The sequence below is a fragment of the Streptomyces barringtoniae genome, from assembly GCF_020819595.1.
Lineage (GTDB): Bacteria > Actinomycetota > Actinomycetes > Streptomycetales > Streptomycetaceae > Streptomyces > Streptomyces barringtoniae.
The window spans coordinates 61,460-85,480 of sequence record NZ_JAJHNP010000015.1 but is presented as its reverse complement, the minus strand read 5'-3'; the positions used below and the strand labels follow the sequence as shown (position 1 = coordinate 85,480).

22 protein-coding genes and 1 pseudogene are annotated in these 24,021 nt (G+C 71.0%); 1 reads left to right on the top strand and 22 read right to left on the bottom strand.

Going from position 1 to position 24,021, the window contains the following annotated elements:
- Nucleotides 1–15: 15 nt before the first annotated feature.
- From whiG to LMU33_RS25990, 16 genes and pseudogenes are all read right to left on the bottom strand, one after another.
- Nucleotides 16–858, bottom strand: coding sequence for an RNA polymerase sigma factor WhiG (whiG, locus tag LMU33_RS26065; protein ID WP_228623028.1), 843 nt, complete (start codon nucleotides 856–858; stop codon nucleotides 16–18).
- A gap of 320 nt (nucleotides 859–1,178) precedes the next feature.
- A complete protein-coding gene (gene dprA, locus LMU33_RS26060; RefSeq protein WP_228623027.1) occupies nucleotides 1,179–2,339 on the bottom strand; it encodes a DNA-processing protein DprA in 1,161 nt (386 codons plus the stop codon).
- Nucleotides 2,336–3,961: a YifB family Mg chelatase-like AAA ATPase gene (locus LMU33_RS26055; RefSeq protein ID WP_228623026.1), complete on the bottom strand. Its 1,626-nt coding sequence runs from the start codon at nucleotides 3,959–3,961 to the stop codon at nucleotides 2,336–2,338. Before LMU33_RS26055 ends, dprA begins: the two co-directional genes overlap by 4 nt.
- Nucleotides 3,962–4,324 carry a YraN family protein gene (locus LMU33_RS26050; protein ID WP_228623025.1) on the bottom strand — a complete coding sequence of 121 codons (363 nt, stop codon included), beginning with the start codon at nucleotides 4,322–4,324 and terminating at the stop codon, nucleotides 3,962–3,964.
- 113 nt (nucleotides 4,325–4,437) lie between these two features.
- Nucleotides 4,438–4,746, bottom strand: coding sequence for a DUF2469 domain-containing protein (locus LMU33_RS26045; RefSeq protein WP_003965949.1), 309 nt, complete (start codon nucleotides 4,744–4,746; stop codon nucleotides 4,438–4,440).
- A gap of 56 nt (nucleotides 4,747–4,802) precedes the next feature.
- Nucleotides 4,803–5,328: pseudogene (locus LMU33_RS26040) on the bottom strand (NUDIX hydrolase).
- A complete protein-coding gene (gene lepB / locus LMU33_RS26035; RefSeq protein ID WP_228623024.1) occupies nucleotides 5,318–6,103 on the bottom strand; it encodes a signal peptidase I in 786 nt (261 codons plus the stop codon). The pseudogene LMU33_RS26040 and the gene lepB (LMU33_RS26035) overlap by 11 nt, the downstream one beginning before the upstream one ends.
- 174 nt (nucleotides 6,104–6,277) lie before the next feature.
- Nucleotides 6,278–7,288: a signal peptidase I gene (gene lepB / locus LMU33_RS26030; RefSeq protein ID WP_228623023.1), complete on the bottom strand. Its 1,011-nt coding sequence runs from the start codon at nucleotides 7,286–7,288 to the stop codon at nucleotides 6,278–6,280.
- Complete coding sequence (gene lepB / locus LMU33_RS26025) at nucleotides 7,176–8,267, bottom strand: signal peptidase I (RefSeq protein WP_228623022.1); 1,092 nt, start codon at nucleotides 8,265–8,267, stop codon at nucleotides 7,176–7,178. Before lepB (LMU33_RS26025) ends, lepB (LMU33_RS26030) begins: the two co-directional genes overlap by 113 nt.
- Entirely contained in the window at nucleotides 8,260–8,955 is a 696-nt protein-coding gene (gene lepB / locus LMU33_RS26020) for a signal peptidase I (RefSeq protein WP_228623021.1), read from the bottom strand. Before lepB (LMU33_RS26020) ends, lepB (LMU33_RS26025) begins: the two co-directional genes overlap by 8 nt.
- 45 nt (nucleotides 8,956–9,000) lie before the next feature.
- A complete protein-coding gene (rplS, locus tag LMU33_RS26015; RefSeq protein WP_103781700.1) occupies nucleotides 9,001–9,351 on the bottom strand; it encodes a 50S ribosomal protein L19 in 351 nt (116 codons plus the stop codon).
- Between the two features lie 135 nt (nucleotides 9,352–9,486).
- Nucleotides 9,487–10,320, bottom strand: coding sequence for a tRNA (guanosine(37)-N1)-methyltransferase TrmD (trmD, locus tag LMU33_RS26010; RefSeq protein WP_228623020.1), 834 nt, complete (start codon nucleotides 10,318–10,320; stop codon nucleotides 9,487–9,489).
- Entirely contained in the window at nucleotides 10,320–10,871 is a 552-nt protein-coding gene (gene rimM / locus LMU33_RS26005; RefSeq protein ID WP_228623019.1) for a ribosome maturation factor RimM, read from the bottom strand. Before rimM ends, trmD begins: the two co-directional genes overlap by 1 nt.
- Nucleotides 10,872–10,953: 82 nt before the next feature.
- Nucleotides 10,954–11,193, bottom strand: a complete 240-nt coding sequence (locus tag LMU33_RS26000) for an RNA-binding protein (RefSeq protein WP_003973401.1) — start codon at nucleotides 11,191–11,193, stop codon at nucleotides 10,954–10,956.
- Between the two features lie 5 nt (nucleotides 11,194–11,198).
- Entirely contained in the window at nucleotides 11,199–11,618 is a 420-nt protein-coding gene (rpsP, locus tag LMU33_RS25995) for a 30S ribosomal protein S16 (RefSeq protein ID WP_228623018.1), read from the bottom strand.
- A gap of 301 nt (nucleotides 11,619–11,919) precedes the next feature.
- Complete coding sequence (locus LMU33_RS25990; protein WP_228623017.1) at nucleotides 11,920–12,516, bottom strand: hypothetical protein; 597 nt, start codon at nucleotides 12,514–12,516, stop codon at nucleotides 11,920–11,922.
- Between the two features lie 575 nt (nucleotides 12,517–13,091).
- Between LMU33_RS25990 and LMU33_RS25985 the strand changes: the two genes are divergently transcribed.
- Nucleotides 13,092–14,042 (top strand): SAM-dependent methyltransferase, encoded by a 951-nt coding sequence (locus LMU33_RS25985; RefSeq protein ID WP_228623016.1) that lies wholly within the window; start codon nucleotides 13,092–13,094, stop codon nucleotides 14,040–14,042.
- Here the strand turns inward: LMU33_RS25985 and ftsH are convergent.
- From ftsH to nsdA, 6 genes are all read right to left on the bottom strand, one after another.
- Nucleotides 14,039–15,979 (bottom strand): ATP-dependent zinc metalloprotease FtsH, encoded by a 1,941-nt coding sequence (gene ftsH, locus LMU33_RS25980; RefSeq protein WP_228623015.1) that lies wholly within the window; start codon nucleotides 15,977–15,979, stop codon nucleotides 14,039–14,041. The two genes, LMU33_RS25985 and ftsH, sit on opposite strands and share 4 nt — an antisense overlap.
- Nucleotides 15,980–16,096: 117 nt before the next feature.
- Nucleotides 16,097–17,647: a signal recognition particle protein gene (ffh, locus tag LMU33_RS25975; RefSeq protein WP_228623014.1), complete on the bottom strand. Its 1,551-nt coding sequence runs from the start codon at nucleotides 17,645–17,647 to the stop codon at nucleotides 16,097–16,099.
- 145 nt (nucleotides 17,648–17,792) lie between these two features.
- Nucleotides 17,793–20,237, bottom strand: a complete 2,445-nt coding sequence (locus LMU33_RS25970; protein ID WP_228623013.1) for a [protein-PII] uridylyltransferase — start codon at nucleotides 20,235–20,237, stop codon at nucleotides 17,793–17,795.
- Between the two features lie 29 nt (nucleotides 20,238–20,266).
- The gene (locus tag LMU33_RS25965) at nucleotides 20,267–20,605 is read right to left on the bottom strand and encodes a P-II family nitrogen regulator (protein ID WP_030990174.1); all 339 of its coding nucleotides are present in this window, start codon (nucleotides 20,603–20,605) and stop codon (nucleotides 20,267–20,269) included.
- Nucleotides 20,602–21,945, bottom strand: coding sequence for an ammonium transporter (locus tag LMU33_RS25960; RefSeq protein WP_228623012.1), 1,344 nt, complete (start codon nucleotides 21,943–21,945; stop codon nucleotides 20,602–20,604). Before LMU33_RS25960 ends, LMU33_RS25965 begins: the two co-directional genes overlap by 4 nt.
- A gap of 346 nt (nucleotides 21,946–22,291) precedes the next feature.
- Complete coding sequence (nsdA, locus tag LMU33_RS25955; protein WP_228623011.1) at nucleotides 22,292–23,770, bottom strand: transcriptional repressor NsdA; 1,479 nt, start codon at nucleotides 23,768–23,770, stop codon at nucleotides 22,292–22,294.
- Between the last annotated feature and the right edge of the window lie 251 nt (nucleotides 23,771–24,021).

Sequence of the window (24,021 nt, the reverse complement as noted above, 5' to 3'; positions counted from 1 at the left end):
CCCGGGCCCGCGCGCTCAGCGCCCGAAGCTCGCCAGCTTTGCCCGCAGCTGCAGCACCGACTTGGTGTGGATCTGGCTGACCCGGCTCTCGGTGACCCCGAGGACGTTGCCGATCTCGGCGAGGGTGAGCCCCTCGTAGTAGTACAGCGTGACCACGGTCTTCTCCCGCTCGGGCAGCGTGTTGATCGCCCGCGCCAGGAAGCGGCGCAGCTCCCGGTCCTCGGCGACCTCCACGGGGTTGTCCGCGGCGGTGTCCTCCAGCGTGTCCATGAGGCTGAGCCGGTCCCCGCCCTCGCTGCCGACGTGCAGCAGCTCCTCCAGCGCGACCACGTTGGCCAGCGACAACTGGCTGAACACGGCGTGGAGTTCGTCGACCTCCACGCCCAGTTCGGCGGCGACCTCGCCCTCGGACGGGGTGCGCCGCAGCCGCGCCTCCAGCGTGGCGTAGGCCCGCTCCACGTTCCGCGCCTTCTGCCGCACCGACCTCGGGATCCAGTCCAGCGCCCGCAGCTCGTCGATCATCGCGCCCCGGATCCGGGTGATCGCGTACGTCTCGAACTTGATCTCCCGGTCGATGTCGAACTTCTCGATCGCGTCGATCAGCCCGAAGACCCCGGAGGAGACGAAGTCGGCCTGCTCGACGTTGGGCGGCAGGCCTACGCTCACCCGGCCCGCGACGTATTTCACGAGCGGCGAGTAGTGCAGGATCAGCTGTTCCCGCAGCCGGTCGTCCCCCGTCGCCTTGTACGACCGCCACAGCTCGTCGAGCGTCGAGGGAGCGGGCGGCCGCACGCTGCCACCGTCGCGGGCGGCTGGGGGGATCGCCGCCCGGTCTGACCCGGAGGTGTGCTGGGGCATTCGTCGCCTTGTGCCGTTCTGCCGTGAAGTGCTGTGAAGTGCTCTGAGTGGGATGGGGTGGGGGTCGGTGGGTGAAGTGGGCTACCTGGGTGAGCTGTCGGTCTGGTGTCGAGTTGGCGCGATCTGTGTCGGCGCCTTCGTGAGCGTAGCGTGACTGAGGTGTCGCGGTGTGCGAACAATGCGGCTCCACCCGTGCGCGGGGCGCTCCCGCCGGTCCCGCGCGCGGGTTCCACGACTCGCTCTGTGTGACCGGCCGGAGCGTCAACTCCGGGAAACATCAAGGGCGTCGGAGGTTCCCCCGGACGGCCGAACACGTTCGGTCAACACGGACCGTGACCGGTGCGGACCGACATCATCGCCTGGCGTGTCAACTTCCAGCCGTCGCCATGTCGTTCGACGTATCCAAGTGCTCGGAGTTCGTACAGTTTCGCGATCGCCTCGTCGCGGGTCGTCGGCACACCGAGCGCGATCTCCTCGACGGTGGCCGCGCGGTTGCCGGGCAGGGCGGCGAGGACGGCCCGGGAGGCGGGTTCCAGCAGGTCACGTGGGAGCACGGGGCCCCTGCGGGGTGGGGCGAGGTCACCCATGTCACCCACGAGTTCGACGACTTCCGCGGCGTCCGTGACCAGGGCGGCCCCTGCCCGCAGCAGTTCGTGCACGCCCGCGGAGAGGGCGCTGGTCACGGGGCCGGGCACGCCCATGGTGAACCGTCCGAGGCGCTCCGCCGCCCGCGCGGTGGCCAGCGAGCCGCTGCGGCAGGCGGCCTCCACGACGACGGTGCCCCTGGTCAGCGCGGCGATGACGCGGTTGCGGAGGATGAACCGGCTGGGCGTCGGATGGTCGCCCGGCGGCAACTCTCCGACCACCAGTCCCTGGTCCGCGATCCTGCTGATCAGGGCGGCGTGGCCGCGGGGATACGGCCGGTCGACGCCGCAGGCCAGGACGGCGACGGTGGCCCCGCGGGCGGCGAGGGCGCCTCGGTGGGCGGCGCCGTCGATGCCGTACGCGCCACCGGAGACGACCACCCAGCCCCGCTCGGCGAGGCCTCCGGCGAGGGTCGCGGCGACATGGGTGCCGTACTCGGTGCAGGCCCGCGCGCCCACCACGGCGACGGACCGGAGCGCCCACATCCGCAGGCTGGGCCGCCCGCGCACCCACAGCCCGATCGGCCGGGCATCCCCCAGGTCATCGAGCTGCCCGGGCCACTCGGCGCCCCCGGGCACCACGAACCGCGCCCCGGCCTCCCCGGCCACCGCGAGATCCCGCTCGGGGCGGGCCCGCCGAGCCCGGGCGACCAGCCCGGCCCACCGCCCCTCACTCACCCCCGGCAGGGCCGACACCCCCTCCCTCAGCCGCCGCACCACCTCCCCCACCCCGAACTCCCGGACCCACCGCCCACCGGCCTCGTCCCCCGGCTCGATCACCCGGCAGAGGAGGACCCGTCCGAGCAGTTCGTCTGCGGAGTCCTCGCTCGGGGTCATGTCAGCGCCCCGATGGCCATCGGCACCCCACGCGGCACTCCGGTGCGCAGTTGCAGCGCCAGGGCGACGTCGGTGGCGTCCGGGCGGTCGTGGCCGACGAGGTCGGCGACCGTCCAGGCGACGCGCAGGACGCGGTCGATGCCTCGGGCCGTGAGCACTCCCCGCTCGAGGCTGCGCTCGGCCTCGTCCATCGCGCCGGCGACGGGGTGGTAGCGACTGCGCAGTTCCCGGCCGGGGACCTCGCTGTTGGTGCGCCAGGGGGTTCCGGCCAGGCGGGCCGCCGCGCGCCGGCGGGCGTGCCGTACCCGCTCGGCCACGGTCGCCGTGGACTCGCCCCGGGCGTCGGGTTCGGTGAGCTGGGCCCGGGTGACCGGATCGACCTCCACGCGCAGGTCCACCCGGTCCAGCAGCGGACCGGAGAGCCGGGACTGGTAACGGCGGATCACCGACGGCGGGCACTCGCACAGGGAGTCGCGCTGCGAGAAGCGTCCGCAGGGGCAGGGGTTGGCCGCCAGCACCATGAGGAAGCGGGCCGGGAAGCGGACGACGCCCGCGCTGCGTGCGATCACGACGTGGCCGGACTCCAGCGGCTGTCGCAGGGCGTCCAGGGTCTGGCCGTGGAACTCGGGCGCCTCGTCCAGGAACAGCACGCCACGGTGGGCGAGGGAGACCGCCCCGGGGCGTGCGACGCCGGGGCCTCCGCCGACGAGCGACTGCATCGTGGCCGAGTGGTGCGGGGCGCAGTAGGGCGCCGCGTCGATGAGCGGTTTGCCCGGTGGCAGCAGCCCGGCCACCGAGTGCACCGCCGTGACCTCTAGTGATTCCTCCCTGGTGAGCCGGGGAAGGACGGCGGGCAGCCGCTCGGCGAGCATCGTCTTGCCCGCGCCGGGCGGGCCCTCGAGGAACAGGTGGTGTCCACCGGCGGCGGCGACCTCCACGGCCGTACGGGCCGAGGTCTGGCCCACGACGTCCGCCAGGTCGTGGTCGTGTTCGTGCTGTGCGGCGCCGACGCTGTGCATGCCGGTGGCCGCGCCCGTGCCCGGCACGCGCAGACCGGCCAGGAGGGGGTCGGGGCGGCCCTGCTCGTCCGGTTCCTCCTCGGGGACGGGCTCCTCGGTGAGGACCGCGATGAGCTGGCGCAGGCTGCGGACGCCGAGCACGGAGACGCCGGGTACCAGCGAGGCCTCGGCGGCGGCGCACTCGGGTACGACCACCTGCTCGTAGCCGGCGTCGGCAGCGGCGAGGACGGCCGGGAGAATGCCGCGGACGGGTCGGACCCTGCCGTCCAGGCCCAGCTCCCCGATCATGACGATGTCCGCGAGGACACGCGGATCGATCCGCTCGGCGGCGCCGAGCACCGCGCAGGCGACGGCCAGGTCGAAGCCGGAGCCGGCTTTGGGCACCGACGCCGGGCTGAGTCCGACGGTGAGCTTCTTCTGGGGCCACTCCCCGCCCGAGTTCACCACCGCCGCCCGGACCCGGTCCCTGCTCTCCGTCAGGCTCTTGTCCGGGAGGCCGACCAGGGTGAACGCGGCGACGCCGGGTTCCAGGTCGGCCTGGACCTCGACGACCACTCCCTCGACGCCGACCAGGGCCACGGAGCAGGTGCGGGCGAATCCCATTCAGGCCACCCCCCGCGCGTGCTCGACGGAGGGGGCGCCGCGGTGGGGCAGCAGGACGCCGATCAGGTCGATGCGGACGCCGCCCGGCGGTGCCCCTCCGTGGGCCTGGATCCAGTGCTCGGCCAGCGCGCGCAGCCTGGCCGCCTTCTCGTGGGTCACCGCGGCCATGGGGTGTTCGTAGCGGCCGCCCCTGCGGGTCTTGACCTCGCAGACGACGAGCGCGTCACCGTCGCGCGCGACGATGTCGATCTCGCCGGAACGGCCGGAGCGCCAGTTGCGCTCCAGGATCGTCATTCCGGCCTCGGCGAGCCGCCGGGCGGCCAGGTCCTCGCCGTACTTGCCCAGTGCCTCTCGTGCGTTCATGTCGGCACCACCTCCGGCGCCAACGGTCACGCATCCGGCCGACACGTGTTGATCTTGGTGGATTACTCAGCGGTTGTGGAAAACCTTGTCACCCACACGAGCGACAGCAGCCGTCACCCGCCCGGAAGCTCCAGGTCGCTCTTGTTCAGCTCCTCGATATTCACGTCCTTGAATGTGAGGACCCGTACCTGCTTCACGAAGCGCGCCGGCCGGTACATGTCCCAGACCCAGGCATCAGCCATCGACACCTCGAAAAACACCTCTCCCTGGACCGAGTGCACCTGCATCTCGTAGTCGTTGGTGAGGTAGAAACGCCGCTCGGTCTCGATCACGTATTTGAACAGACCGACGACATCTCGATACTCCCGGTAGAGCTTCAGCTCCATCTCGGTCTCGTACTTCTCGAGGTCCTCGGCGCTCATGGCATGTTCCCCTTCAGCCGTGCGATCCCCCCATTGTGCGCCAGTCCGACGGGCCCTCAGACGATTTCCGTATCGAGGGTCACGGGACTGGCCGGGGGACCTTCGTCGAGCAGCGTGCGCAGCAGCTCGGCGAGTCTGGTCGGATACACCGTCTCATGTGCCCGGGTCAGTTCCTGACACGTCCACCAGCGCGCTCCGGCGACACTGCGCCGCTCCAGCTCCGTCAGCCTCTGCGCAGCGGTGGCCGTCTGCGTCGTACGGGCCAGGTAGTACCACTCGTCCTGGTCCCAGCGGCGACCCGCGAACGGGAAGGAGCACATGCGGCGCCACAGCACCGGGCCGAGTTCGACGTCGGTGATGCCGGTCTCCTCGGCGAGTTCCCTGAGCGCGGCATCCTCGCGCGTCTCGGCGGCCCTCCAGGCCTCCGCCGGGGGTGAACCACCAGTCGTCGGCCGGATCGTCCGGCTCATGGCCGTGCAGGAGGAGGATGCGGTCCTCCGGGTCGAGGAGGACCACCCGGGCCACCTTGCGCAGGCCGCCCTCGTACGAGTCCTCGCCGGTCCGCGTGGTCTCAGCGGACACCGGCCGCCTCCGGGCGCGCGCTACGGGCGCGCTTGCGGCCCATGCGCCCCGCGATCGGGCCGTAGGCGCCACCGGCCAGCACCAGGACGGCGCCGGCGACGATCAGCGCCTCGATCGTGGACAGGGGACCGGGCTGGGAGAGCGCGCCGAGGGCCTCGAAGCCGGTGGGGCGCTTGAGCGAGCCCTTCCAGGGCCAGATGACGGCGTCCACGCGGGCGTTCACGGCGTCGCGGGAGACCGTGCCCTTGGCCGCGTCGGTGAGGTGGGCCGTGGAGTCCAGGGAACCCTGTCGCTCGTCACCGAGGAGGAACAGACGGCCCTGGGGGACGGTCACCGTCGGGAAGTTCTTGATCTCGGCCAGGCTGCCCTCGGGCAGATACGGCTCGTCGATCTGCTTGCCGTTGACGGTCAGCTTGCCGTTCGTGCAGCAGGAGACGGTGTCGCCGCCGACCGCTACCACGCGCTTGACCACCTTGGCGTTGGTGACCCAGCTCTTGTCCGTGAAGACGACGACGTCACCGCGCTTGACCTGACCGCCGTCGACCTTCTGCGCGAGCACCCGGTCGCCGGCGTCGATCGTGGGCGTCATCGAGCTGGTGGGCACGGTGTACGGCCGGTAGGTCACCGCCGCCCAGGCGAATCCGCCCAGGAACAGCACCAGACCCAGTGCCACGGCCACTGAGGAAAGCCGCTGTCCGAGCCGGCTGCCGCCGGGCTGTGCCGTGCCTGTCCCGCCGCTGTGCGGGGCCGTACGCGTCGTGCTCTCGCCACCCATGGACCCGCACCCTACCCGGCGGTACCGGGCGGGGGCAGCCCCTGTTTCCCGACCGCCGCCGGAGCGAGGGCAAAGACTCGGCAGACGCCGGACCAACAGGTTCCGTATCGCCTTGGCCAGGTCGGACCCGTACCAGGCCGAACAGCCCGCCGAGCCGCGCCGGGACCGCTCCGGTCAGCGGCTGCCCGCGGCCGTCTTCCGCTCGGCCTTGGACTCCAGCCGGTCCGCGCGCCGGCGCCGCCACACCACCACCGGCAGTACCGCGGCGACGGCCACGCCCTGCGGGGCCACCGTCAGGGCGGCGGACTCCGTGGACTGCTGGTTGATGCCGGGCTGGTCGAAGGTGTCCGGGACCGGCAGGGTGCCCCAGTGGTTGATCGGCCAGGCCTTGACGATCGCGCGGCCCACGACGTCGCTGACCGGGACCATGCCGTGGTGCTTGTCGGACTGGTTGTAGCGCGAGTCGCGGGAGTTCTGGCGGTGGTCGCCCATCACCCAGATGTAGCCCTGGGGGACCGTCACCTTGAACTGGCCGCCCAGCTCGTCATCGGTGCACGGCGTGTTGCCGGGGTAGACGTACGGCTCGTTCAGGGGCTTGCCGTTGACCAGCAGCGGGCCGGTGTTCTTGCACTGGACCGTGTCGCCGCCGACGCCGATCACGCGCTTGATGAGGTCCTTCTCGTTGGCGGACGGCATCAGGCCGATCCAGCTGAGGACCTTCTGCACGGCGTTCGGGGTCGCCGCCGGCTCGCCCGCCAGCCAGTTGTCCGGGTCGTGGAAGACCACGACCTCGCCGCGCTCGGGCTTGGAGCCGAACCACGGGGTGAGCTTGTCGACCAGGACGCGGTCACCCACCTGGAGGGTGTTCTGCATCGAGGCGGACGGGATCGAGAACGCCTGCACGAGGAACGTCTTGATCAGCAGCGCCAGCACCAGCGCGATGACGACGAGGATCGGCAGCTCCTTCCAGAAGGAGCGCGGCTTCCTCGGCCGGTCCGCGGCCTCGCCCGCACCTGCGCCCTCGGTCCTGGGCGGCTGCCCGTCGTCCGGCGTGCCCTGGTCGCCCGCCGCGTCATTCCCGGAGGTCATGGCGCCGTCCGGCACGGGGGCGTTCGCTTCCACGGGGTGCCCGCGGTGCTCCTCGCCGTCGTGCCCCGACCGTGCGCCAACCGCCACATCCCCCACGCCAACTCCTTACTCTGTGCCGCCGCCTGCCCCACATTCGACGCAGGCCCACTACTCCCATAACGAGCGGGAGTTCCGCAGGGGTCGGGAGCTGGGTCGTTCCGTTCGGATTCTCGGGGGCAACCCTATGCGACAGCGAGGGACCGGCGGTCGTACGCGACGCGGAGTCGGCGACGCTTGCGAAGGTTTTAGGTTCCTCGAGGCGTGTCCAGTGGCCGATCGGCCAGCCGATGGCGACGGCACGGCCGACCACGGATTTCTCGGACACCGTTCCGCCGTACGAGGTGTTCTGGTGGAAACGGGAGTCCGCGGAGTTGCCCCGGTGGTCGCCCATGACCCACAGCCGGCCCTTGGGGACGGTGATGTCGAAGGGCTGGGCGGACGGGGCGTCACCCGGATAGATGTAGTCCCCTTCGGTGAGCGGTACGCCGTTGACGGTGACCCGGCCCTGCTTGTCGCAGCACTTGACGTGGTCGCCGCCGACCCCGATGACCCGCTTGATCAGGTCCTTCTCGTTGTCGGAGGGCAGCAGCCCGATGAAGGTGAGGCCTTCCTTGAGCTGCTTGACGACGACCGGGTCGTGCTTCTTGGCCGTCTGCTCGTCGGCCAGCCAGCCGCCCGGGTCGTGGAAGACGACGACGTCCCCGCGCTGCGGCTTGGAGCCGAACCACGGGGTGAGCTTGTCGACCAGGACGCGGTCGCCGATCCGGATCGTCTGCTCCATGGAGCCGGACGGGATCACGAACGCCTGGACGAGGAAGGTCTTCAGGACGAGCGCTATGAGGACCGCGACACCGACCAGAAGGGGGATCTCCCGGACGGCTGAACGCCGGCGCTTGCGCTTGACCTTGCGCTGCAGTTTCCGCCGCTCCGCGCGCGTACGGCCGCCGCCGGGCGCGGAGGTGCGGCGCGATCCGGTGGGCAGCAGATTGTCGGCGGGACTGCTGGGCACCCCGCGCGGTTTGCCGCGGTTACCCATGCGCGCCCTCCGGGGCGGGCACGCGCGCGTAGGCGGAGGGCCGCGTCAGGTGCGTCCAGTGGTCGTACGGCCACAGGATCCAGTCGGCGCGGCCGATGACGTCGCCGACCGGGATCATGCCGCCGCCCGGCGAGCCGAGATGGTCGCGGGAGTCGCTGGAGTCGCTGCGGTGGTCGCCGAGGACGAACAGACGGCCGGGGGGTACGGCGACGTCGAAGGGCACGCTGGAGGCGCTGTCCCCGGGATAGAGGAACGCCGACTCGTCGACGGCGCGGCCGTTCACCTCGATCCTCCCCTGTCTGTCGCAGCAGACCACATGGTCTCCCCCCACACCGACAACGCGTTTGATGTAGTCGGCGTCCCCGAAATACCCCGTACCGTCGAACACGATCACGTCGCCGCGGCGCGGCTGGGCACCGAAACGGTACGCCAACTTATTTACGAGAACGCGGTCCCCGATCCTCAAGCCCTGTTCCATGGATCCGCTCGGAATCTGGAACGGTTGCACCACGAAAGTGTTGAGGACGAGCAAAAACGCCAGGCAGAGCAAGAGTGTGAGGGTGATCAGGCCGCCCGGCAGCCAGTCGGCGATGCGCGCAGCCAACGCGAAACGCGACCGTCCTTCCGGCCCCGGGGAATCCCGGTGGGAGGAGCGGTCGCGTTCCGTCGGCTGTGCTTCGGTGTCCATCGGGGCGAGATGCTATCCCGCCCGGCCATGGGCCCCGGAGAGTGCTCAGCTCTCGCGCTTCTCCTTGATCTTCGCGGCCTTGCCGCGCAGGTCACGGAGGTAGTACAGCTTGGCGCGACGCACGTCACCGCGGGTGACGAGCTCGATCTTCTCGACGATCGGGGTGTGCACCGGGAAGGTGCGCTCGACGCCGACGGAGAACGAGACCTTGCGGACCGTGAAGGTCTCGCGGACACCGGAGCCCTGGCGACGGATCACAACGCCCTTGAACTGCTGCACACGGGAGCGGTTGCCCTCGATGACGCGGACGTGGACGTTGACGGTGTCACCCGGGCGGAAGGCGGGGACGTCGCTGCGCAGCGACGCGGCGTCGACGGAGTCGAGCAGGTGAGACATTTCGTCTGCTTTCTTCGCTGATGCCACAGGTCATCAACGGAAACTAGGTGTTTGCACGAAGCCGTGTGCGGGTCGAGGCGGGCGTCGTGTCCCCCTGTGGCAGGGGCGCACGCCGGACGGGCGCACAACAGCGGCCTATTCTCCCATGCCCTCGGCCCGCCGCCAAAATCGGCCGTACGGGTGGCCTTCCGGGTCCGGCTCCCAGCCCAGGATGGAGAGCATCTCGCGGTCCTTCTTGTCGAAGGCCTCGGGGGCGCAGTGCTCGATCAGGTCGGGCCGGTTGGCGGTCGTACGCCTGAGGGCCTCGTCGCGGCGCCAGCGGGCGATCTTCCCGTGGTGGCCGCTGAGCAGCACGTCCGGGATGTCCCGGCCGCGCCAGAGGGGCGGCTTGGTGTAGACGGGGCCTTCCAGGAGGCTCGCCATCGCGCCGGGCGCGAAGGAGTCGTCCCGGTGGGACTCGGCGTTGCCGAGGACGCCGGGCAGCAGCCTGGCGACGGCCTCCGTGATGACCAGGACGGCCGCCTCGCCGCCGGCCAGTACGTAGTCGCCGATGGAGACCTCGTAGACGGGCACGCGCGTGGCGTACTCGTCGATGACGCGCCGGTCGATGCCCTCGTAGCGGGCCGGTGTGAAGATCAGCCAGGGGCGCTCGGAGAGCTCCACGGCGAGTTCCTGGGTGAAGGGCCGGCCGCTGGGCGTGGGCACGATCAGCGCGGGCTCCCGGGATCCGGTCTCGTAGCCGTCGGCGAGGAGCGTGTCCAGCGCGTCACCCCAGGGCTCGGTCTTCATGACCATGCCGGGGCCGCCGCCGTACGGGGTGTCGTCGACGGTGTTGTGGCGGTCGTACGTCCACGCGCGCAGGTCGTGCACATGGACATCGAGCTGCCCACGCGCGCGTGCCTTGCCCACGAGGGAGACGTTCAGCGGGTCCAGGTACTCGGGGAAGATCGTGACGACGTCGAGGCGCATTACGACTCTTCCCCGGTGTCGCGGGAGGAGGCGATCTCGGCACGGTCGTCGATCAGGCCGGGCGGAGGGGCGATGACGGCCTTCTGCTCCTCCAGGTCGATCTCGGTGACGATCTCCTCGACGAACGGGATCATCACCTCGGTCCCGTCCGGGCGCTCCACGATGAACAGGTCCTGGGAGGGCAGGTGCGAGATCTCGGTGATCCGGCCGACCTCCACGCCGTCCTCGGTGACCACGTCGAGGTCGATGAGCTGGTGGTCGTAGTACTCGTCCTCGCCCTCGGGCAGTTCCTCCGGGTCGATCTCGGCGATCAGGAGGGTGTTCCGGAGGGCTTCGGCGCCGTTGCGGTCGGTGACGCCCTCGAAGCGCAGGAGGAGGCGGCCGCTGTGGACCCGGCCGGTGGCGATGGTCAGCGGTCCGACGGAGCCCGGGTCGGTGGCCAGGACGGCGCCCGGGGCGAGCCGCAGCTCCGGCTCGTCGGTACGTACCTCCACGGTGACCTCGCCCTTGATGCCATGGGCGCGGCCGATCCGCGCGACTACCAGCTGCACTGTGCTTGATCTCCTGTCATACGACTGCGGGCCGGGGACGGCCCAGTGGCCCTCCCCGGCCCGAGCCGGTTGCGATGAAGCGTCAGCGGACGTGGTCCACGTCGACGAGGTCGACGCGGACACCGCGACCGCCGATGGCGCCCACGACGGTGCGCAGGGCGCGCGCGGTACGGCCGTTGCGGCCGATCACCTTGCCGAGGTCGTCGGGGTGGACCCGGACCTCGAGCACGCGCCCGCGGCGCAGGTTGCGCGAGGCCACCTGCACATCGTCAGGGTTGTCGACGATGCCCTTCACGAGGTGCTCAAGCGCCTCTTCGAGCATGCTGCTCAGGCCTCGGTCGACTCGGACTCGGCAGCCGCCTCGTCCTTCTTCTCAGCCTTCTTCTTCTGGGTGATCGCCTCACCCTTGCCCTCGTCGTCACCGCCGAGCGCCTCGAACGACGGACGGGCCGGCTTCGGCGCGGCGACGAGCAGCGGCGCGGGGGCCGGCTCGCCCTTGAACTTCTGCCAGTCGCCGGTCTTCTTCAGGATGGCGAGAACCGGCTCGGTCGGCTGCGCGCCGACACCCAGCCAGTACGCCACACGATCGGCGTCCACCTCGATGACCGACGGGTTGTAGGTCGGGTGGTACTTGCCGATCTCCTCGATGGCCCGGCCGTCACGGCGGGTACGGGAGTCGGCGACGACGATGCGGTAGTGAGGCGAACGGATCTTGCCCAGACGCTTCAGCTTGATCTTGACTGCCACGGGAGTGGGTTCTCCTGGATTTGACGTGGTTGGGCACGGCGAGCTGCCGCGTGGGGTTGCGGTACCCGAGTGCCCGATGGACGCGTCAGCCGGAGGAGAGAGGGGTCCTGTGCGGCTGTCGAGTACAGCTAGCCATTGTGCCATACCCCGCGGGTCGCTTCCGGCCGCGGGTGGGCGGGCCGGGGCCGGGCATGGGTCAGCGGCACCCGGCGTGGAGGTGACCGTACGTCGGGTGCGCTGCTCGGCGTCACGAGGTGCCACTACCGGCACCCACGAGATGCCGGTGTTCCGCGGCTCGCGATCACGCCGCTCCCGCGACCTCCGGGATTCTGAACGGCTTGCCGCAGCCGCCGCAGACGATGGGGGCCTGGGCGAGGACCGAGGGCACCACGCGGACGTTGCGGCCGCAGTCGCAGACCGCCTTGACCCGGACTCCGCCGCCGGAGGAGCCGTGCCGGGCGGCCGGGCCGCGGAAGGAGCGGGTGGTGTCCGAGGAGGTCGCCGCCGTGTGCGCCCTCAGCGCGCGCTGCAGCCGCTCGATGGTGGGACGGTAGCGCCGCTTGGCCTCGGGGTTGAGCGTGACCAGTGAGAAGCCGCTGCTCGGGTGCGGCTCCTCGGGGTGGTCCAGGCCCAGCTCCTCGGCGATCGCGAGGAAACGGCGGTTGTGGTAACGGCCGGCGCGGGAGGTGTCGCGGATCCCACGGGCGGCGGCGATGCCATGGACTGCTTCATGGAGCAGTCGTTCGAAGGAGAGCTCGTGTCCGCACGCGGACGACGACTCCCCGATCAGGGACTCTGGCGCGGCAAGGTCCGGCAGCTCGGGGTGGTACCGCTGAATGTCGGCCCACGCCTGCGCCAGCTCTGCGGCGAGTACAGGTGGTGTCTGTGTCGTGCTCACGTAATGACAACGAGCGGGAGCTCGAATGTGTTCCTATTCCGGGCCATCCCAAATAATTTGCACGTACCCGTCAGTTGGCACTGATGCGTCCGGACGAGGGCGGGTGCGCTGATCTGCGGAGAAGCCGCACAGCTCGTAACAAGCTGGTGCGTAGTCCGCCGTACGCCCATCCGTCGCCCACCACCACCCTCGAACGAGGCCCTGCGGGCCCCCCGGGTTTGGCCTGCAGCGCCCGGCGCGGTTGTGGTCGGCGGGTGCGCAAGAGGCGTTTCGGCCGCTCTCGTCGTGCGGCCTCACTCCGGTCAGCGTCCGCGGCGCGCGTGACGTTACCCCCGCACCCGTCCGGCCCCCGGTACCGGCCGGTTCGCCCGGAGCGGACACCGTACGGCCATCCAGATTGCCGGGACGTGAAATCTCGCCACACCGGCGCCCGGAGCCCAAGCGGGGCCCCACGACCCCTGGACGGGGCAGCGAGCCGGGAGTTACCTGACATACGTGGGAAGTGCGTGCGCACGGCACGGGGGCCACGCAACCGGGCACAGCGGTGAACTCACGGCGGATTGGGGCGCTTACCTATGACACCTACGCTCGTGCGGCAGCACCTGCCTCACGCGGATTCCGCACCCCGCGTGGAGCTGTGCGCACGCGCGCGTGACTGGTCCGAGATCCAGGAGCGGATGCTGGTGCCGCTCTACGAAGCCGTCTACGAACGACTCGAAGCGGGTCCCGCCACCCGGCTGCTGGGCCTGCGCTGCGGCGCCGGGCTCGCGCTGCTGCTGGCGGCCGGCAGAGGTGCCACCGTCACCGGGGTCGACGCCGCCTCCCCCGAGCGGCTCGCGCTCGCCCGCCAGCGCCTGCTGCCGGACACCTCGCGCGCCGCCGACGGGGGCGCCTTCGGCACGCCCGGTGTGCGCGGCGGCACCGGGCGCGCCCGGTACGGCGACGGCGGGGGGCACGGCGCGAGCGGCCCCACACGCGCGCGTGCCGTGACACTCGTCGCGGGCTCACCCCGTGAGGTGCCCGGGGCGGAGACCGCCGCCTACACCCTGGTGACCGTCTTCGAGCCGATCGGGTGCCTCGCGGGCGACTCCGAGGGGCTCGGCGAGCTGCTGGCGGACGCGCTGCCGCTGGCCGTGCGCGGGGCCGCCGTGGTGCTGGCCGGCTGGGGTCCGCCGGAGCGCTGCGCCACCTCCTCGGTGCTGCGGGTGGCGACGAAACTGGCCGATCCACTGCGCAGTGCGCGCAGCTGGCGGCCCGCCCGGCGGGACGACCTGGAGGAGGTCGCCCAGCGGGCGGGGCTGAAACCGGACGGCTCGGGGCGGGTGGCCTGTCCGTTCGGGTACGCCGACGTCGACAGCGCCGTACGGGGGCTGCTCTCGACCGGCCTGTTCGACGCGGCGATCGCGGCGACGGACGCCAAGCAGGTCGACAAGGAGCTGACGGAGGCCCTGCACCCCTACCGGCGCCCGGACGGGACCGTGTGGATGCCGAACGTCTTCCGTTACCTCGTCGCGCGCGTGCCCTAGGAGTCGCCCTCCTTGGTCAGGCGTGTGATCCCGGCGATCCGGTAGGCGTCCGCCTCCTCCAGCGTCTCGTGTTCCAGCAGCGCGTGGGCGAGGGCGTCCAACTGGCCGCGGTGGTCGCGGAGTTTGGCGCACGCCTCGTCGTAGCACTCGTCGACGATCCGCCGCATCTCGGCGTCGATGACGTCGAGGGTCTGCGGGGCCGCGGCGAGGCCGTAGGCCTGCTGTGCGTCGCTCGGGAGGGCGGACAGACGGCCGACCCGTTCGCTCATGCCCCAGCGGGCCACCATCCCGCGCGCGATGTTGGTGACCTGTTCGAGGTCGTTCTCCGCGCCCGTGGTGACGACTCCGTAGACGACGTCCTCCGCCGCCATCCCGCCCAGGGCGCCGATGATGCGACCGCGCAGGTACTCCTCCGAGTGGGCGTAGCGCTCCACCTCGGGCGTGGACATGGTCACCCCGAGTGCCCGGCCGCGCGGCACGATGGTGATCTTGCGGACGGGGTCGGCGCCGGGCTGCAGCATGCCGAGGAGGGCGTGGCCGCTCTCGTGGTACGCGGTGCGCCGGCGGTCCTCCTCGGGCATCACCAGGGTGCGCTCGGCCCCCAGCTGGACCTTCTCCAGCGCCTCCGACATGTCCGAGGCGGTCACCTGCTCCTGCTTGCGCTTCACCGCGAGCAGCGCGGCCTCGTTGGCGAGATTGGCCAGATCCGCACCCGTCATACCGGGCGTCACGCGCGCCATCTGGGCCAGGTCAACGTCACCGGAGAGCGGGATGTCCCGGGTGTGGATGCGCAGGATCGACTCGCGCCCGGAGCGGTCCGGCGGGGCCACGTTGACCACCCGGTCGAAGCGGCCGGGACGGGTCAGGGCCGGGTCCAGGATGTCCGCGCGGTTGGTCGCGGCGATGACGATCACGCCCTCCGCGCCCGAGAAGCCGTCCATCTCCGTCAGGATCTGGTTCAGCGTCTGCTCGCGCTCGTCGTGCCCGCTCATGGAAGCACCGCCCGCGCGCGCCCGTCCGATGGTGTCGATCTCGTCGATGAAGATGATCGACGGCGCCACCTTCCGGGCCTCGGCGAACAGTTCGCGGACACGGGACGCGCCGACACCGACGATCATCTCGATGAACTCGGACGCCGAGGCGGAGAAGAACGGCACGCCGGCCTCGCCCGCGACCGCGCGAGCGAGCAGGGTCTTGCCGGTGCCGGGCGGGCCGGCGAGCAGCACGCCGCGGGGCAGCTTCGCGCCCATCCGGCGATAGACGTCGGGGTGCTCCAGGAAGTCGACGACGTCGTCCAGTTCGCCCTTGACCTCGTCGATGCCGGCCACGTCCGCGAAGGTCCTGCGCTCGGTGCCCGGCCGCGGCCCGACGGGTTTGGGCGGCGCCCGGCGGCCGAACAGGCCACCCGCGCCGGGCAGGGCCCCGCCGAGCCGCCGCGTGAAGAAGATCCACACCGCGACCAGGACCACGATCGGGATCAGGGACATCAGCACGTTGGACCACAGGCTGCGTTCCTGCACGACCGGCCGTGCCGTCACGGTGACGCCGTGACTGCTCAGGTTCTGCCACAGCCTGTCGTCCGCGAAGGCCGGGCGCTGTGTCTTGAACCGGGTGTACTTCCCGCCGCCTTCGGGATTGGCCCGCGCGCTCCTGAGCTGGCCCTGGATCGCGTCGCCCTTGGAGTAGATCTTGGCGACGTTCCCGGCGGCGACCTGCCGGCTGAACTCCGTGTACGAGATCGTCGGCTGGTTGCCCTGGCCGAGATAGTTCAGTCCGACATAGGCCAGCAGGAAGACGATCACCGCGGTGACGAGCAGCCCCCACCACTTTCCGCCGCGGAACCTTCCGCCGCCGGGCCGCGGGGGCGATTCGTCGGGGGTACCCTCGGTGCGCCACGGCTGGTCAGGGGCTTTGCGTGGTGGCGCCGCATCGCTCATATCTGGACGTTAAGGCATATGGCGGACGTCGGCATGCGCTGAGGGCGCCCCCCTCGGCCGGGGAGCGCCCTCAAGGACGTACGAGCGGGACCGTGCCCATGAACTTCTGGGACGGACTCAGCCCATGAACTTCTTGAACTCGTCCGGCAGCTCGAAGTCCTGGCCGCTCTGCTGCGGCAGCCCGAAGGCGTTTCCGGCCTGCGCGGCGGCCTCGCGGCGCTGGGCCTCCTCCAGCTCCTGCTGCTTGCGCTTCATCGGGTTGCCGGAGCGCTGCTTGCCCTTGGCCTTCTTCTGCTGCTTCTTCTGCCGGCCGGGGCCGCCGCCCATGCCCGGGATCCCCGGCATGCCCGGCATGCCGCCGCCCTGGGCCATGCGGGACATCATCTTGCGGGCCTCGAAGAACCGCTCGACCAGGTTCTTCACCGCGCTGACCTCGACGCCGGAACCCTTGGCGATACGGGCGCGGCGGGAGCCGTTGATGATCGTCGGGTCCTGGCGCTCGCCCGGGGTCATCGACTTGATGATCGCGGCGGTGCGGTCGACGTCCCGCTCGTCGATGTTCTGGATCTGGTCCTTGATCTGGCCCATGCCCGGGAGCATGCCGAGCAGCTTGGAGATGCTGCCCATCTTCCGGACCTGTTCCATCTGGGCCAGGAAGTCGTCCAGGGTGAAGTCCTGGCCCTTCTTGGACGCCAGCTTCGAGGCCATCTTGGCGGCCTCTTCCTGGCTGAAGGTCTTCTCCGCCTGCTCGATCAGGGTGAGCAGGTCACCCAGGTCGAGGATGCGGGAGGCCATCCGGTCAGGGTGGAAGGCGTCGAAGTCGTCCAGCTTCTCGCCGTTGGACGCGAACATGATCGGCTTGCCGGTGATCTGCCGGATCGACAGGGCGGCACCACCGCGGGCGTCACCGTCGAGCTTGGAGAGCACCACGCCGTCGAAGCCGACGCCGTCACGGAAGGCCTCGGCCGTGTTGACGGCGTCCTGACCGATCATCGCGTCGACGACGAACAGGATCTCGTCCGGGGAGACCGCGTCCCGGATGTCCGCGGCCTGCTGCATCATCTCGGCGTCGATACCGAGGCGGCCGGCGGTGTCCACGATCACGATGTCGTGGACCTTGGACTTCGCGAAGTCGATGGAGTCCTTGGCGACCTTGACCGGGTCACCGACGCCATTGCCCGGCTCGGGCGCGTAGACGGCGACGCCGGCGCGGTCGGCGACCACGCTCAGCTGGTTGACGGCGTTCGGGCGCTGGAGGTCGGCGGCGACCAGCAGCGGCGAGTGGCCCTGCTCCTTGAGCCACTTGGCTAGCTTGCCCGCGAGGGTGGTCTTACCGGCACCCTGCAGACCCGCCAGCATGATCACGGTGGGCGGCTGCTTGGCGAAGCGAAGCCGCCGGGTCTCGCCGCCGAGGATGGTGACGAGCTCGTCGTTGACGATCTTCAGGACCTGCTGGGCCGGGTTCAGCGCGCGCGAGACCTCGGCGCCCAGAGCCCTTTCCTTGACGTTCTTGATGAAGGTCCGGACGACAGGGAGGGCGACGTCCGCTTCGAGGAGCGCGATACGGATCTCGCGCGCCGTGGCGTCGATGTCCGCCTCGCTGAGGCGCCCCTTCCCGCGGAGATTCTTGAAAGTCGCGCTGAGGCGGTCGGAGAGGGTGTCGAACACGGTGGCGTCGGTCCTCGAGGTCGGAGTCGGTTCGGGCTGCCCTCCAGGGTATCCGGCCCCGCAAGCTATTCGTCCTCGCCCACTCCCGAGAGTGGGCGGACGAGGGCGAAACCCCTGCGGCGGCGGGGAACACACGGTCGCGAGGTCACCCCCGCAGCGTCTCCTCCAGCACCCGCGCGAGCGACCCCGCGTCCTGCGCCGGCAGCGGCGCCCCCGTACCGGTCGTGACGTAGAACGCGTCCACCGCGTTGGAGCCCAGCGTGCTGACGTGCATGCTCCGCACCCGCACGCCGGCCTTCTCCAGGGCCATGCCGATCCGGTGCAGCAGGCCCGGGGCGTCCTGGGCGCGCACCTCGATCACCGTGGCGTGGTGGGAGGCCGCCGGAGCGACGGTCACCCTCGGTGGCGGGGCGACCCAGCCACGGCGCCTCGGATAGGCCGCGTCCCGTTCGGCGAGGCGGCCGGCGATGTCCAGAGTGCCGTCCAGGGCGCGGACGAGGTCGGCGCGCAGCCGGGCCGCCTGCGGCAGCGAGCCGTACTCGGCGGCCACCCGCCAGTTGAGCAGCAGCACCGAGCCGTCGTCGACGTCGTCGGGCAGGCTCAGGGCGCTGAGTTCCGCCGTACGGACCGTGAGGCGGTGCACGGCGAGGACACCGGCGACGGCGGGGAGGACGGCGGGCTGGTCGGGTACGGCGATGAGCAGCTCCACGCCGAGGGGTTCGCCGGACGCCTCCTCGTCGGTGGCCGGTTCCGTCTGGGCGCGCAGCGCGAGGACCGGGCCGCGCGTGCGGTACGCCTCGATCGCCAGCCGCTCCTGCTCGGCCGTGGGCGCGACGGGCTCCGGCTCGTCGGGGGCGTCGCCGGCGAGCACGGCGGAGACCCGCCGGACCAGGTCGGCGACGAGGGAGCCGCGCCAGGAGGACCAGGCCGCGGGTCCGGTGGCGAGCGCGTCGGCCTCGGTCAGGGCGTGCAGCAGTTCCAGCGTGCTCTGGGTGCCGACCGCCTCGGCGACCGAGCGGACCGTGGCCGGGTCGTCGAGGTCGCGGCGGGTGGCCGTCTCGATCAGCAGCAGGTGGTGGCGGACCAGGGCGGACAGCACGTCCACGTCCGCGCGGTCGAAGCCGATCCGCGCCGCCACGTCCTTGGCGATGATCTCGCCGGCCACCGAGTGGTCGCCGGGCCAGCCCTTGCCGATGTCGTGCAGCAGGGCGGCGACCAGGAGCAGGTCGGGGCGGCTGACGCGGCGGGTCAGTTCGGAGGCGCGGACCGCCGTCTCGATCAGGTGCCGGTCGACCGTCCAGAGGTGGACGGCGTTGCGCTGCGGGCGGCAGCGGACCCGTTCCCAGTCCGGCAGGAGGCGGCTGATCAGGCCCTCCGCCTCCAGTGCCTCCCAGACGTCCACGGTCGGCCGGCCGGAGCCGAGCAGCGTGACCAGCTGCTCGCGGGCCTCGGCGGGCCAGGGCGTGGGCAAGGGGCGCGCGATGGCGGCCATGCGCCGTACGGCGTGCAGGGAGAGCGGGAGGCCTGCCTGCGCGGCGGCGGCCGCGGCGCGCAGGGGGAGCACGGGGTCGCGTTCGGGGCGCGCGGCACGGGCGAGCACCACTTCGCCGTCCTGTTCCACCACGCCCTCGGCGAGCGGGGAGCGCTCGGTGACGGGCTTGCCGCCGCCCAGCATGGCGCGCAGCCGCGGACGGACGGCCCGCGAACGCAGCACGCGCCCCACCTCGCGCCAGGTGACGTCGCTGGCGTACGAGATGACCCGCGCCGCCTCGTAGACCTGCCGCAGCAGGGTGTCGGCGTCCAGCAGCCCCAGCTCGGCCGCCACCTGGTCCTGCTCCTGCAGCGCGAGCCGGTCGGTGGCGCGGCCGGTCGCCAGGTGCAGGGCGTCCCGGACGTCGAGCAGGCGCCGGCGGGCGTCGGCGAGGCCCTCGCGCGGGGCGTCGGCGAGCCAGGAGGCGGCTACGGCGCGCAGGGCGGTGGCGTCGCGCAACCCTCCGCGCGCCTCCTTGAGGTCGGGTTCGAGCAGGTACTGCAGCTCGCCCTGGCGTTCGGCGCGTTCGGAGCAGAGTTCCTGCAGTTCGGGGAGGCGTTTGGGGGCCTGGTTGCGCCAGTCGGCGAGGACGGCCGTACGCAGGCCGGCGGTGAGGCCGCGGTCACCGGCGAGGTGACGGGCGTCCAGGAGCCCGAGTTGGACTTTCAGATCCTCCCCGGCGGTCTTGCGGGCCTCCGCCGGGGTGCGCACGGAGTGGTCGAGCGCGAGTCCCAGGTCCCAGACGGGATACCAGAGGCGGTCGGCCAGGGCGGCGACCGCCTTCTGGTCGGAGCCGTCGTGCAGCAGGAGCAGGTCCAGGTCGCTGCGCGGGGACAGCTCGCCCCGGCCGTAGCCGCCGACGGCGACCAGGGATACGCCCGAGAGCCCCTCGGCGGCCGCCGTGAACAGTCCGGCGAGCCAGTCGTCGGTCAGTTCCGCGAGGGCGGCACGGCGCGGCGGCCCGGACCGCGCCCCCTCCGTGAGGAGGCGCAGCCGGGCCGCCGCGTAGCCGCTGGGTCCCGAGTCCTCTGCTTCCGTGCGCACGTCCGCTCCCGTCACCCAGCGACTCCTGTCTTGTGCCCGTCGTGTCAGAGCGCGTCCGGGCCGCGCTCGCCGGTGCGGACCCGTACGGCCGTCTCGACCGGCAGGGACCAGACCTTGCCGTCACCGATCTTGCCGGTTCGGGCCGCCTTGACGATGACCTCGATCAGCTGCTCGGCGTCGTCGTCCTCGGCCAGCACCTCGATGCGGATCTTCGGGACCAGGTCGACGGTGTACTCGGCACCGCGGTAGACCTCGGTGTGGCCCCGCTGACGACCGTAGCCGCTGGCCTCGGTGACCGTCAGGCCGTGGACGCCGAAGGCCTGCAGGGCCTCCTTGATCTCATCCAGCCGGTGGGGCTTGACGACGGCGGTGATGAGCTTCATGCGTCCACCTTCTTGATCTGCGTGGCGGCCGGGGCGGGGGCGTGCGCGGCGGAGCCGATGACACCGCCGCCGGCGCCGCTGAAGTCGTAGGCGGTCTCGGCGTGCTCGGCCTGGTCGATGCCGGAGATCTCCTCGTCCTCGGTGACCCGCATGCCGATCGTCTTGTCGAGCAGGAAGGCGAGGACCGCGGAGACGATCAGCGAGTAGGCGAGGACCGCGCCGACACCGGCGCACTGCTTCCACAGCTGGGTGAAGGAGTGGTCGCCGTAGAAGACACCGGTCGCGGTGGACTGGCCCTTGCCGGTGGCGAAGAAGCCGATCAGCAGGGAGCCGATGATGCCGCCGACCATGTGGACGCCGACGACGTCGAGGGAGTCGTCGTAGCCGAACCTGAACTTCAGGCCCACGGCCGCGGCGCAGGCGACACCGGCGATGGCGCCGACGGCGATCGCGCCGATCGGGGAGACCGCGCCGCCGGACGGGGTGATCGCGACCAGACCGGCGACCGCGCCGGAGGCGGCGCCCAGCGTGGTGAACGCGCCGTGGCGGATCTTCTCGTAGGCGAGCCAGGCCAGCATGGCGGCGGCCGTCGCGACCTGCGTGTTGACGAACATCAGCGCGCCGACGCCGTCGTCGTTGCCGAGCCAGGAGCCCGCGTTGAATCCGAACCAGCCGAACCACAGCAGACCGGCACCGAGCATGACCAGCGGGAGACTGTGCGGGCGCATCGGGTCCTTCTTGAAGCCGACGCGCTTGCCGATGACGAGGATGACACCGAGCGCCGCCGCGCCCGCGTTGATGTGGACCGCCGTACCACCCGCGAAGTCGATCACACCGAGCTTGAAGGCCCAGCCGTCGGCACCCCAGACCCAGTGGGCGACCGGAACGTAGACGAGCGTGAGCCACAGGGCGATGAACAGCGACCAGGCCGAGAACTTGACGCGGTCCGCGAGGGCGCCGCTTATCAGGGCCGGGGTGATGATCGCGAACATCATCTGGAAGACCATGAACACGAAGATCGGGATGGTGTAACCGGGCCAGAGCTCGGTCAGACCGATCTTGCGGAGGCCGAACCAGTCGGAGTCCCAGCCGATGAGGCCGTTGTTCGTGCCGAAGGCGAGGGAGAAGCCGTAGAGCACCCACAGAATGGTGACGATCCCCATGCTGATGAAGCTCATCATCAGCATGTTCAGGGTGCTCTTGACGCGGACCATGCCCCCGTAGAAGAAGGCGAGACCCGGCGTCATGATCAGCACCAGGGCGGAAGCAATGAGCATGAAGCCTGTGTTCGCGGACGACAGCTTGGGTGCCTCCGCGGCAAGCGTGATGGCTGGTGCCATCGGCGTCTCCTCGTCGGTTGGTACGGCCCCGTGCGGGCGGTGCCTGAGCGGTCCGGCGGGTGTGGGGTGTGGGCCGGTTATGCGCCACGAGATTGACGCAGCGCGGTTTCGGTGGAAGCCCCTCGTTGTTTCGCCGGGGTGACGAAGGCACCCTGCTTGTTACGCCTGGATGAACCACCGGATTCGCGGCTCGGCGATCGTTATCGTGACGCAACCATCGCCGGAAGATCATCCCCGCGGTGACACAGGCCGGCCGCGGCGGGCCTCCCGATGACCTGGCGTGGGGGAGCCGAGTCGGGCAGTTCGAGAGGACCGGCCGCGGCCGGGGCGGGGGGAGCCGGGTGCGTCAGACCGCTTCGGCGGTCTCCGGCAGTTCGACGGAGAGCTGATCGATGAGGTCGGCCACGGCGGTGAGGTCGCCGTAGTCCCGTACGGCCGTGTCGACCGTCTTTCGAATACGAGTGTTCACACGCTCGGAGCGGACCTTCTTGGCGATGTCCATGGCCTGGGAGGCATACACCGTGCTCTGCTCGGGCTCGCGCTGGAGCAGGTGCACGGTGGCCATGCCGATCAGGTTCAGCGCGTACGACCGCTGGTGCTCGCCGTCGTCGGCGAACTTCTCCACCGCCTTCCGCATCAGCGGCTCGGCGAGGGAGGCGTAGGCGGGGCTGCGTCCGGCGACGTAGGCGAGGTCGCGGAAGGAGTGGGAGTTCTCGCCGTACAGCTCGGCCTCGGAGAAGAAGCGGATCCAGTCGGGGTCCGGCTCGTCCCACTCGTCGGCCTCGGCGAAGGTGTCCTCGGCCATGCGGACCGCGCGCTTGGTCTTGCCGGGCTGGCCCATGTTGGCGTAGGCACGGGCCTCCATCGCATACAGCATGGACTGGGTGCGCGGGCTCGCACAGTCGCGGCTGCCGTACTGGGCGAGGTGGATCAGCTCCAGGGCGTCGTCGGGCCGGCCGAGGTGGATCATCTGGCGGCTCATGCTGGAGAGGATGTACGAGCCGAGGGGCTTGTCGCCGGCCTCCTTGGCCGCGTGCAGGGCGAGGACGAAGTACTTCTGCGCGGTGGGCTGCAGGCCCACGTCGTACGACATCCAGCCCGCCAGTTCGGCCAGCTCGGCGGCGACCTTGAAGAGCTTGCGGGTGGTGGCCTCGGGCTGGGGTTCCTGGAGCAGGTCGGTGACCTCGTGCAGCTGGCCGACGACCGCCTTGCGGCGCAGGCCGCCACCGCACTGGGCGTCCCACTGCCGGAACATCCGCGTGGTGGACTCCAGGAGGTCCAGCTCGGGCTTGGAGAGGCGGCCCGGCCTGCGGGAGTCGAGGAGGGGGTCCGGCTCCGGCGGGAGGGGGGAGGTGGGGCTCGGGACGAGCCAGCGCTGCATGGGCTCGATGAGGGAGGGACCCGCGGACAGCGCCAGGGAGGTGCCGAGGAAGCCGCGCCGGGCCAGCATCAGGTCGCTGCGCGAGAACTCGCTGAGCAGGGCGACCGTCTGGGGTGCCGTCCAGGGCAGGTCGACACCGGACGCGGAGGGTGACTGGCGGGCGGCGCGCAGGCCGAGGTCCTCGATGGAGACCACACAGCCGAAGCGCTCGGAGAACAGCTCCGAGAGGATGCGCGGGATCGGCTCGCGCGGATTCTCCCCGTCCAGCCAGCGGCGCACGCGCGAGGTGTCGGTGGAGATGTGGTTGGCGCCCAACTGGCGTGCCCGGCGGTTCACTTGGCGGGCCAGCTCGCCCTTGGACCAGCCGCTGCGCACGAACCACGAGCCGAGCAGCTCATTGGGGCGCTTGTCAGCGTTCGTCACGCTACCGCCGTTGCCGCTCACTGGAACGCCCCCATCCCTGAGACCACTTGTCGTCGAGTGCGCCAAGCCTTATCAGAATGCCGGTAAATACGGCTTCCTGTCCGCCGGTTCTCACTCTTCGAACGAGCTGACGACTCGCCTCCGGCATACCCAACCATGCATATGCCGCCCGGACTCGCACACTCACAGTAATCCTACGATCACCCGTCCAGCCACGGGGATCCCGGAAACGCCACCATTCGCCACCCCTTCGAATGAACTCACGGTCGGCC

Coding starts and splice junctions, on each gene's coding strand:
- whiG (WP_228623028.1), bottom strand. CDS start 858: ATGCCCCAGCACACCTCCGGGTCAGACCGGGCGGCGATCCCCCCAGCC.
- trmD (WP_228623020.1), bottom strand. CDS start 10,320: ATGCGCCTCGACGTCGTCACGATCTTCCCCGAGTACCTGGACCCGCTG.
- rplS (WP_103781700.1), bottom strand. CDS start 9,351: ATGTCTCACCTGCTCGACTCCGTCGACGCCGCGTCGCTGCGCAGCGAC.
- lepB (WP_228623024.1), bottom strand. CDS start 6,103: ATGGGTGGCGAGAGCACGACGCGTACGGCCCCGCACAGCGGCGGGACA.
- lepB (WP_228623021.1), bottom strand. CDS start 8,955: ATGGACACCGAAGCACAGCCGACGGAACGCGACCGCTCCTCCCACCGG.
- ftsH (WP_228623015.1), bottom strand. CDS start 15,979: ATGAGCGATGCGGCGCCACCACGCAAAGCCCCTGACCAGCCGTGGCGC.
- LMU33_RS25985 (WP_228623016.1), top strand. CDS start 13,092: ATGACACCTACGCTCGTGCGGCAGCACCTGCCTCACGCGGATTCCGCA.
- LMU33_RS25965 (WP_030990174.1), bottom strand. CDS start 20,605: ATGAAGCTCATCACCGCCGTCGTCAAGCCCCACCGGCTGGATGAGATC.
- dprA (WP_228623027.1), bottom strand. CDS start 2,339: ATGACCCCGAGCGAGGACTCCGCAGACGAACTGCTCGGACGGGTCCTC.
- lepB (WP_228623022.1), bottom strand. CDS start 8,267: ATGGGTAACCGCGGCAAACCGCGCGGGGTGCCCAGCAGTCCCGCCGAC.
- LMU33_RS25960 (WP_228623012.1), bottom strand. CDS start 21,945: ATGGCACCAGCCATCACGCTTGCCGCGGAGGCACCCAAGCTGTCGTCC.
- LMU33_RS26050 (WP_228623025.1), bottom strand. CDS start 4,324: ATGAACGCACGAGAGGCACTGGGCAAGTACGGCGAGGACCTGGCCGCC.
- LMU33_RS26045 (WP_003965949.1), bottom strand. CDS start 4,746: ATGAGCGCCGAGGACCTCGAGAAGTACGAGACCGAGATGGAGCTGAAG.
- LMU33_RS26000 (WP_003973401.1), bottom strand. CDS start 11,193: ATGCTCGAAGAGGCGCTTGAGCACCTCGTGAAGGGCATCGTCGACAAC.
- LMU33_RS26055 (WP_228623026.1), bottom strand. CDS start 3,961: ATGGGATTCGCCCGCACCTGCTCCGTGGCCCTGGTCGGCGTCGAGGGA.